7 protein-coding genes are annotated in these 9967 nt (G+C 72.2%); 1 reads left to right on the top strand and 6 read right to left on the bottom strand.

Annotated features, from left to right (window positions below):
- Positions 1 to 1439, top strand: a 1439-nt coding sequence (locus tag ABZ749_RS19900; RefSeq protein ID WP_357229802.1) for a hypothetical protein, incomplete at its 5' end; no start/stop codon positions are given.
- A gap of 18 nt (positions 1440 to 1457) precedes the next feature.
- On the opposite strand, the gene ABZ749_RS19895 is transcribed toward ABZ749_RS19900, so the two are convergent.
- The 6 genes from ABZ749_RS19895 to katG all read right to left on the bottom strand — a co-directional run.
- Positions 1458 to 2309 (bottom strand): sulfotransferase, encoded by an 852-nt coding sequence (locus tag ABZ749_RS19895; protein ID WP_357229800.1) that lies wholly within the window; start codon positions 2307 to 2309, stop codon positions 1458 to 1460.
- The gene (locus ABZ749_RS19890; protein ID WP_357229798.1) at positions 2306 to 3940 is read right to left on the bottom strand and encodes an oligosaccharide flippase family protein; all 1635 of its coding nucleotides are present in this window, start codon (positions 3938 to 3940) and stop codon (positions 2306 to 2308) included. Before ABZ749_RS19890 ends, ABZ749_RS19895 begins: the two co-directional genes overlap by 4 nt.
- Before the next feature lie 22 nt (positions 3941 to 3962).
- A complete protein-coding gene (locus ABZ749_RS19885) occupies positions 3963 to 4976 on the bottom strand; it encodes a Wzz/FepE/Etk N-terminal domain-containing protein (protein WP_357229796.1) in 1014 nt (337 codons plus the stop codon).
- 24 nt (positions 4977 to 5000) lie between these two features.
- Positions 5001 to 6425, bottom strand: a complete 1425-nt coding sequence (locus tag ABZ749_RS19880; RefSeq protein WP_357229794.1) for an O-antigen ligase family protein — start codon at positions 6423 to 6425, stop codon at positions 5001 to 5003.
- 213 nt (positions 6426 to 6638) lie between these two features.
- Entirely contained in the window at positions 6639 to 8012 is a 1374-nt protein-coding gene (locus tag ABZ749_RS19875; protein WP_357229792.1) for a glycosyltransferase family 4 protein, read from the bottom strand.
- A gap of 165 nt (positions 8013 to 8177) precedes the next feature.
- Positions 8178 to 9967 (bottom strand): catalase/peroxidase HPI (gene katG / locus ABZ749_RS19870; RefSeq protein WP_357229790.1); only part of this gene is annotated, 1790 nt, incomplete at its 5' end.

The raw sequence follows: 9967 nt of genomic DNA, 5'->3' as shown, positions 1-9967 counted from the left end.
AGGTGCGTCGTAGGGGGATAGCGGCCTCGTCCTGGGGCCGCTGGGGGGGGGGCGGGGCATCGGCTGGCTCCGCCAAGGTGGCACCCGGAGCCGCCCCGCCGGCGCGCGTCGGCGACCCGGTGAGCAACCCGTTCGGCGCGCACTGGGACTGGTCGCGGTACCAGCAGTTCGAGCCGTACCTGCGCCGGCTCGCCGGTTCGGCGACGTACGAGGAGATCTCCTGGTGCGAGATCGAACGGACCTCGGGGCAGGTCGACTGGGCTGGGCTGGACGAGATCGCCTCGCGCAGCCGGGACCTGGGCGTCACGCTGCACCTGAAAATCCGCACCGGCGTGTGCTGGGCGACCGGTGGCAAGGCCCGCTACACCCGGGGCGCGGCGAACAAGACCGAGTCGGCGATGCCCACCGACCTCGGCGCGTACCAGCGATTCGTCCGCTCGGTGGTGCAGCGCTACGGCCCGTACGGGGTACGGGAGTACGCCATCGAGAACGAGGTCAACGCGCCGAGCTACTGGGCCGGCAGCCCCGAGGAGTACGCGCGGCTGGTCCGGGCCGCCGCCGAGACGATCCGCGCGACCGACCCGAAGGCGCTGGTGGTCGACTCCGGCATCAGCAGCGTCGCGTACGGCATGGGTGTCGCCGACCGGCTGGTGCGCGCCGGTCGGATGCCCGAGGCCGTCGCCGCCTACCAGGCGTACTTCCACCGTCGGGTCGGCACCCGGGGGCAGCAGATCCCGGCGGTGAACGGGGAGGCGCAACTGCGCGGGGCGCTGGGCACCGAGACCAACAGCCGCAGCCTGCGCTTCCTGGCGGTGACCGAGTCGCTGCTGACCGACCGCACCGTCGACGTCCGCCAGGTGCACTTCTACGAGCACTTCAGCGGGGTGGCCCCGCTGCTGGACTACCTGCGCGCCACCACACCACCGGGTACGCCGATCCAGGCGTGGGAGGTCGGGCAGTTCTGGCGCGACGGCGACGGTGACCCGGCCAGTCGGGCGGCGGAGATGGTCAAGACGGTCACCCTGCTGGTCGCCGGCGGGATCGGTGAGATCAGCTGGCTGCCGTTGGCGTACAACCCGAACAACGCCGCCGGTAGCGAGGTCCGCTACGGCCTGCTCGACCCGGACGGGGCCGAGCGGGACGCCGGTCGGATGCTGGCCGCCCTGGCCGACGCGGCGCGGGACGCCACAGTCACCCCGCTGCCCGCCCCGGTGGCCGGCAGGCTGCACGGGGTCGCGTTCGTCCGGGGCGGGTCGAGCACGCTGGTGCTGTGGTCGGCGTCGAACACGCCGGTGACCGTGCCGGCGACACCGGGCGGACGGACCGGGACGGTGGGTTCCCCACTGGGCGCGGCCGGCGGCGGCACCACAGTGACCGACGTCCCCGTCCTGCTCCGCGCCGACCAGCCGGTGGACCGGATCCTCGCCGCCGTCCGCTAGGACGAAGACCGCCGCGCCCTAGCCGGGCCAGGGGTCGGGCCAGCCCAACAGCGCGGCCAGGCGCGCGTTGTGCGGCGCGAAGTGCTCACCCAGGCGCTCTCGCAGCTCCGGCGTGAGCTCGGAGACTCCCGGGTCGACGCGACGGGTGTGCCGGGTGAACGCCTCGGGGGTGAAGGCCGGCAGGCCGAGGAAGCGCAGCATGTCGGCGTACGTGCCGGCCGGGTCGGTGTGCAGGTCCTCGGTTCGGGCGACGTGGATCCGCTCCCGCGGGACATGCGCGAACCAGCGGTCCAACTGCTCGGCGTAGCGACCCCGGGCGGCATACGAATAGTTACGCAACGCCCGGTGCGCGGCGGCGCTGTCCGGGCCACCGCGCGCCGCCCGGGCCAGCCGCTCCTCCTCCGCGTCGAGGGCGTCGGCGAAGGACAGCGGCTCGACGCCGTACGAGCGGGTGTGCAGGTAGTGCGAGTAGGCCCGCTGCACCGGATCGCGCAGCAGGACGACGAAGCGCGCCTGCGGCAGGGTCGCCGCGACCCGGGCCGGCACGCTCGGATGGAACAGGTAGTAGGGGCTCGCCTCGAACGTGCGCTCACCCGGGGCGAGACGAGGGAAATGCCCCCGGTACCACAGCACGCCCCGGCCGTGGTGGATGCTGAAGTACTGCAACTCCTTGCCGCTGGCCACCCGGACCAGCGGATGCGCGGCAAGGTGGTGGTACAGCGACGTGGTGCCGCAGCGCTGCCCACCGATCACCAGGAAATCGGGCAACGGACCGGGCTCTCCCGGCTTCGCCGCACGCCCCCACGCCCGCGCCGCGCGTACCCCCCGACGCAGCCGGTCGGTGACCTGACGCCGCACGACGCCGGTCACGAGCGGACCACTGGGCGGGCGGCACCCACACCGGCACCGTCGGCACCGTCGGCACCGTCGGCGGGGTCGGCGGGGTCGGCGGGGTCGGCGGGGTCGGCCGGGGCGCGTCGAGGGCCTCGGCGGGTCACCGAGCGCAACACCATGACGTCCTCCCGACTGAGCCCGAGGGCGAGCACCACGGCGAGGTACACCGCCACGATCGCGGCCAGACCGACCACGAGCTGCACGGTCCCGCCCCCGAGCAGCCACCGCACACCGAACCCGGCACCCATCGCGACCAGCGCGGCGACCAGGCCCTTGACCATGCCCGCCGTCACCGGCACGGTGTGCACCTGCGCGCGCACCTGCCAGACCCGGGCGACGTTCACCGCTGCCAACGACACCGCCCAGGCCACCGCCGCGCCGAGAATGCCGTACGCCGGGATGAGCCAGAGGTTGAGCAGGACGTTGAGCAGCAGGGCCGCGAGGTTGTCCACCATGTTGACCGAGACCCGGCCGGACATGTTCAGCAGCGTCCCGCAGGGCCCGGTGGCGGCGTTCACGAGTTGGCCGAGCGCCAGCACAACGGTCACCGCCGCACCGCCGGCCAGACCCGGTCCGCCGACCACGCGCAGCAACTGCTCCGGAAAGACCAGCAGGGCCACGAAGGCCGGCAGCGACAGCCGGAGCACCCAACCGGTGGCGACCCGGTAGATCCGGCGTACCTCGTCCAGTCGACCCTGGTGGTAGAGGTGCGCCAGGTGCGGACCGAACGAGGCGTTCACCGGTGCCAGCACGAACACCGCGATAGTGACCAGCCGGGTCGCCACGTGGTAGACGCCGATCGCGTCGGGACCGTAGTCGAAGAAGCCGAGCAGCAGCGCGTCCACCCAGATCAGCCCGGTGGACGACAGCGAGGAGACCCAGCTGACGGTGGAGAACCGGAACAGCTCACCCGGCCGGTACGCGGGCCGGGCGGCGGGCACCCGGCGCACCATCCGGGCGAGCGCCACGAGGGCGAGCCCGGCCGCGCTCCAGCTCGCCGCCACCAGCGCCCAGAACGCGCCGGTCAGGCCGGCCCCGAGGGCGAGCGCCAGAGCGGTGAGCATCAGCCGGGCGGCCGGCTCGTAGACCTGGCCGATGAGCGCGTACGCCCGTTGCGTGCGCCACCCGCGGGTGGCCGCGAGGGCGGCCTCGCAGACGGTGGCGGCGGGCAGGCAGAGCGCCGCCAACCGCAGCCCGGTGGTGAGCTGCGGGTCGTGCAGGGCGTCGGCGAGCCACGGCGCGCCGACCACCAGACCAAGAGCGATCACTGTGGACGCCACGGCCGAGATGCCGATCCCGAGCCGGATCGCGCCCCGCAGGGCGGCCGGCTCGTCGTCGGCGAGGTGCACCGCCACGAACCGGGTCAGCCCGGCCCGGAAGCCGGAGAGCGAGAGCAGCCCCAGCAGCGACAGCACGGCGTAGACCTGGGCGTACCGGCCGAGTTCGCGTACACCCAGGACCCGGGCCAGCAACAACATGACCAGGAAGAGCGCCACCTGGCTGAGCACGGCGCTGCCCAGGTTCAGCACACCGCCGCGGGCCATGCCGCGTACCTGCTGGTCGCCGGTCTCCGGCGCGGTCGGCGACCGGCCGGTCACCTCGCGCACCCGCCGGGCCGTTCTCCGGCGGTCACGGCCGTGCCGCGCTCACGGTCTCCGCCGGCGCCGAGGGGGCCGCTGTGGTCGCCGCCGGAGCCACCGGCCGGGCGGCGGCACGACCCCGGGAGAGCAGTTCGAGTACGCCCACCAGCAGCACCCCGAGCAGCAGACCCGCACCGCCCACCGGCAGGCCGGTGCGCACCAGCTCGGTCATCCGGCTCACCTCGTGCGCCTCGCCGATGCTGGTCACCTGCAACGGATCGGCGGCCTGGGCCTGCGCCCGCGCCGCCTGCAACCCTTCCCGCGCCTGGGACAGGGCGTTGGTCGCCGCGTCCCGCTGGGCGATCAGGGCCTGGTAGTCGGGGAGCTTCGGCCCCAGCTCGTCGAGCTTCTTCTGGGCGGCGGTGATCGCGGCGGTCGCCGCGTCGACACCTCGACCGTTGCCGACCGCCTGCATGGAGAGCTGCTGCTGGCGCAGGCTGGTCAGCTCGCCCAATGTGGCCTGGTAGATCCGGTCCGGCTGGGAGACCTTGTTCGCCTTCTCCCACTCACCGATCGCCTTGGTCGCCGCGGTGACGTCGGCGTTGGCCGCCTCGACCTCACCGGTGGCGATGCCGACCTGGGAGGAGAAGAGGAAGGCCAGCGCCCGGGTGGTGGTCGCGGTCAGCACCGGCGCGACAGTAGCCCGGTCGCCGGCGGTGTAGGTCACCTCCAACTGGCTGCTCGCGCCGACCTGGGTGATGGCGAGCCCGTCGCGCAACCGCTCCGGCGGCACCCCGGTGTCGGCGGCCACGTCGGCGAGGACGCGGGGCGAGGTGACCGCCGCGCCGAACGCCGCGACGAACTGGTTCGCCGCCTGCGTACCGGTGTACTGCGTCCCGGCCACGCCGCCCACCAGGGCCGGCGCCGCCACGTACGCGGTCCCGCTGAACTGCTGTGGCGCTGACAGGACGATGGCGGCCGCGGCGCCGGTGGCGAGCACCGGCACCCCCACGAGTACCCAGAGGCGCCGCCGGGCGACCCGCAGGTAGTCGACGATCTCCACTTTTTCCCCAATGCTGTCGTTCAGTCAAACCGGGACGGACGTGCCTCGTGGCTGCTCGCCGGTCAGGTTCGGAGCCGGTTGGCGGGCGATCACGCTGGCCGCCGCGGCGAACGCGACGAAGTACCAGAGGGTGACCACGTTGGAAATGACGTTGGAGGCGGCGCTGATCGCCACGAACGCGGCGGCGCAGCCGGTGAACCCGACCGCGACGCCGCGCTCGAAGCTGCCCGGAGGCGCGCGCCGCAGCGCGGTCCGGGCGGTGTGCAGAAGGGCGAACAGCATCAGCAGGTACGCCCCGAGACCGAGCAGCCCGGTCTCCACGTACGCCCGCAGGAAGTCGTTGTGCGGCTTCTTCGCCTCGTCGGTCTCCCGCTGGGTCATGTTCGGCCCGATGCCGGTCACCGGGTTCCGGTCGGCGAGTGTGACGATCTCGGTCCAGTAGCCGATCCGCCAGGCCAGGGTGTTTCCGGTCGGGTCTCCGCCGACAGCCCGGGACGTGCCGAGTTGGGCGAAGCGTTCGCCGACGGCGGGCACCAGTGCCACCCCGGCGACCGCCACCACGCAGAGGGTGACCAGCATCCGCTTGCTGCGATGCAGCGCGGCGACCACCACCAGGCCGATCGCCGCACCGAGCAGGGCGCTGCGGGTGTTGGTGAGCAGCAGGAACAGCAGCGAGAGCGCGAGCAGCACCCCGAGGGACGCCCGCAGGCGACGATCGAGGAAGCGGTACATCGCGAACCCGAAGATCACCATGAACATCAGGTAGCGGCCGAACGTGGTCGACTGGCTGAACGTGCCGCTGATGCGGGTGAAGTCGCCCTTCACCTCGGCCGGCGGGTTGCCGAGCAGCGACAGCACGACTGTGTAGCCCAGCGCCAGCACCAGCGAGGCGTAGCAGGCGAGCAGGACCCGACGGATCGCCGCGGTGTCCGGCATGAGCTGTTCCAGCACCACGAACATCACCACCACGGTGAGGATCCGCAGCGCCTCCAACAGGCTGTTCGCCGGCCGGCTGGCACCGAGGGCGCTGACCAGGCTGCTGGCACCAACGAGCAGCATGGCCCAGCTGAGCGGGGAGCCGCGTAACCGCCCGCGCCGGCTGAGCTGCGCGGCCAGCCAGAGCCCGGCGGCGAGGAGGAACAGCACGGCGAGCAGGGTGGAGGGGTCCACCGCCCGGGCCGTTCCGCCGGATTCGGCCTGGCCGGCGCTCGGGCCGGTCAGCTTGAACAGGTCGACGCAGGAGCGCACCGCGAGCATCAGCAGCACGTACCCGGCGAACCGGGTCAGCGCGAGGACGGCCACCGCGATCCCCACGACCGCCGCGAGCGGCAGCACCATCCCCCTGCGGTCACCGGCCGCCATGGAGACACCCGCGACCACCGCCACGACCGCGGCGGCCAGCGCCGCCGCGCCGGTGAGCAGGCGGGTCGGGTCGAGCCGCCTGCTCATGAGCGGAGTGACCTGCTGAGTGTGTTGTTCCACTGATCCCACTGAACTGAATCGACGCTGCTCGGCCGCTGCCGGGCGCGGCCAACCGATGTCCTCCCGGCACAAGATCGGTTCAATCTAGTCCTGTCACCTCGACGGCAGAAGGGGCCGTTGCACCGACTGCCCCGTCCCCCGGGGGGCTGACCCGACACTGCCCCGGCCGACACCGCCCGGTCAGTCGACGGTCGCCGTGGGTCGTGCCCTCGCCCGGCGGCCCGGCTCCGGGGCCAGCCGGAGATAGAGCTGCTCCAACTCGCGGGCGGCGGTGTCCCAGCTGTACCTGCTGGTGATCTGCTCGCCCAGCGCCACCGCGCCGGCCCGTTCACCCGGCAGGTTGGCGAGCAGCGACGTCAACACCCGGACCAGGTCGTCCTCGTCGCCGTCGCGGAACAACCGCCCGCCGGCGGTGTCGGCCTTGAGCACCTCGACGTGCGGCGCGATGTCGCTGGCGACCACCGGCAGCCCGTACGCGGCCGCCTCCAGCAACGTCAACGGCAGTCCCTCCAACCGGGACGGTTGAACGAAGCCGGCCGCTCCGGCGTACAGCTCGGCGAGCAGGTCGTCGTAGGCGAACCCGGTGAAGACGATCCGGTCGTCCGCCCCGGCTTCCCGGCGCAGCCGGTCCACGAAGTCGTCGGTGAACGACGACCCGCCGACGATCGCCAGGCGCATCGGGGTCTCGGTCCGGCGGAAGGCCCGGATCAGCAGGTCGGCCGCCTTCTCCGGCACCAGCCGACCGACCAGCAGCAGGTAGCCGCCGGGGGTCAGCCCGAACCGGTTCTGGATCTGACGGGTACGCGCCGGTCGCGCCGGGTTCACGCCGTTCGGGATGTAGGTCGTCGGGCGGCCGAACCGGGCGCCGTAGTGGGCGGCGAGCCCCTGGGAGACCGCCACCCGCTGGTGCGGGACGTACCCGCTGAACCAGTGGGCGCTGCCCAGCACTGCCCGCGCGGCAAGCCCCCACTTGCCCCGCTGGTTGTCCAGCCCGTGCACCGTCAACACCACGCGCGCCCGGGACAGGGCACGCGGAAGTGGAGCGACCAGGGCCGGCCCGAGCCCGTGGTAGTGGACGATGTCGGGCCGCGCGGCCATCGCCGCCATGGTCGAGGTCGCCGCGTGCACGATGGCGTCGAGGTGCTTGCTCGCTATCGTGTGGGTCTGGCGCAGCCGTACGCCCCGGTAGCCGTCGGCGGGCGTCTCGCCGTAGCTCCGGCGGCAGTAGACGGTGACCTCGTGGCCGTAGCTGGCGAGCCGGCTGGCCATCTCCTCCACGTGCCGTTCGATCCCGCCGTAGGTCGCCGGCATCCCCTTCTGACCGATCATCGCGATCCGCAGCGGACGCCAGGCGACTGCTGTGTCGGCGACGCCCGCCCGGGACCGCCCGGCGGAGACCACCCGTTGCCGGGGTATCGCAGGGCTTCCGGCGTGCTGGTCCACGTCCTCGGCCTGCAGGTCGGGATGGGCCACGTTGACTCCCTGCGTGACTGGGTCCGCGCCCGCCGCCCGGGGCAGGGTCAACACCTTGCCATGGATGGGCCCGTCCGCCACCTGATCAATGAGACAGAAAAATCATCCATGGGATTCGCCGCAAAGGGAATGGCACCGGGGGTGACATCGAGGTGACCGGCGCTGGTGCCGCGTCGAACGGCACGCGAACGGGACGAGCCCCGGTCGATCACGTGCGGATCGGCCGGGGCTCGTCGGTGGTACCTGTCAGGCGAGATCGAACCGGTCGAGCTCCATGACCTTGGTCCAGGCGGCCACGAAGTCGGCGACGAACTTGTCGCGGGCGTCCTGGCTGGCGTAGACCTCGGCGAGGGCGCGCAGCTGCGAGTTTGACCCGAAGATGAGGTCGACCGCGGTGGCGGTCCACTTCACCTCATCGGTGGCCAGGTCGCGGATCTCGTACACGTGCTCGTCGGACTTCGACGCGCTCCACCGGGTGCCCGGGGAGAGCAGGTTGGCGAAGAAGTCGCTGGTGAGCACGCCCGGCCGGTCGGTCAGCACACCGTGCTGGCTGCCGCCGACGTTGGCGCCGAGGGAGCGCAGGCCGCCGATGAGGACGGTCATCTCGGGCGCGGTCAGGTTGAGCATGTACGCACGGTCGACGAGCAGCACCTCCGGCTGGGTCTTCTCGCCGGGACGCAGGTAGTTGCGGAAACCGTCGGCGCGCGGCTCCATGACCCGGAACGACTCAGTGTCGGTCTGCTCCTGGGTCGCGTCGGTGCGGCCCGCCCGGAACGGCACTGTCACCTCGACGCCGGCGTCCCGCGCAGCCTTCTCGACGGCTGCCGAACCGGCCAGCACGATCAGGTCGGCGATCGAGATCTTCGCGCCGCCGGCTTCGTTGAACTCCCGCTGGATGCCCTCAAGGGTGGTCAGGACGGTCGCGAGCTGCTCCGGCTGGTTGACCTCCCAGTTGCGCTGCGGCTCGAGGCGAATGCGCGCCCCGTTGGCACCGCCGCGCTTGTCGGTGTGCCGGAAGCTGGCGGCAGAGGCCCAGGCGGTGGAGACCAGCTGGTCGATCGTGAGACCGGACTCGAGGACCTTCGCCTTGAGCGCGGTGATGTCGGCGTCGCCCACCAGCTCGTGGTCGACGGCCGGCACCGGGTCCTGCCAGAGCTGCGGCTCGGCCACCCACGGCCCGAGGAAGCGCTCGATCGGGCCCATGTCGCGGTGCAGCAGCTTGTACCACGCCTTGGCGAAGGCCAGCGCGAACTGGTCGGGGTTCTCCAGGAAGCGGCGGGAGATCTTCTCGTACGCCGGGTCGACGCGCAGCGACAGGTCGGTCGTGAGCATCGTCGGCCGGTGCTTCTTCGCCGGGTCGAAGGGGTCCGGGATGATCGCCTCGGCGTCCTTGGCGACCCACTGCTTCGCACCGCCGGGGCTGGTGGTGAGCTCCCACTCGTAGCCGAAGAGGATCTCGAAGAAGCGGTTGCTCCACTGCGTCGGCACGTCGGTCCACGTCACCTCGAGACCACTGGTGATCGTGTCCGCGCCCTTGCCGCTGCCGTGGGTGCTCAGCCAACCCAGGCCCTGCGCCTCCAGCGGGGCGCCCTCGGGCTCCGGACCCACGTGGTTGTCGGCGACGCCGGCACCGTGGGTCTTACCGAAGGTGTGACCACCGGCGATGAGGGCGACGGTCTCCTCGTCGTTCATCGCCATCCGGCCGAAGGTCTCGCGGATGAAGTGCGCCCCCGCAAGCGGGTCCGCGTTGCCGCGGGGGCCCTCCGGGTTGACGTAGATGAGCCCCATCTCGGTCGAGCCGACGCCGGCCGCCATCTCCTTCTCGGAGGCGTAGCGCTCGTCTCCCAGCCAGGTGTCCTCGGGGCCCCAGAAGATCTCCTCGGGCTCCCAGACGTCCTCGCGACCGAAGCCGAAGCCGAAGGTCTTGAAGCCCATCGACTCCAGGGCGACGTTGCCGGCGAGCACTAGCAGGTCGGCCCAGGAGATCTGCTGGCCGTACTTCTGCTTGACCGGCCAGAGCAGCCGGCGGGCCTTGT

Source organism: Micromonospora sp. NPDC047753, assembly GCF_040642735.1.
Taxonomy (GTDB): Bacteria; Actinomycetota; Actinomycetes; order Mycobacteriales; family Micromonosporaceae; genus Micromonospora.
The sequence above is the reverse complement of the archived record's forward strand: the minus strand, read 5'-3'. Positions and strand labels throughout refer to the sequence as shown.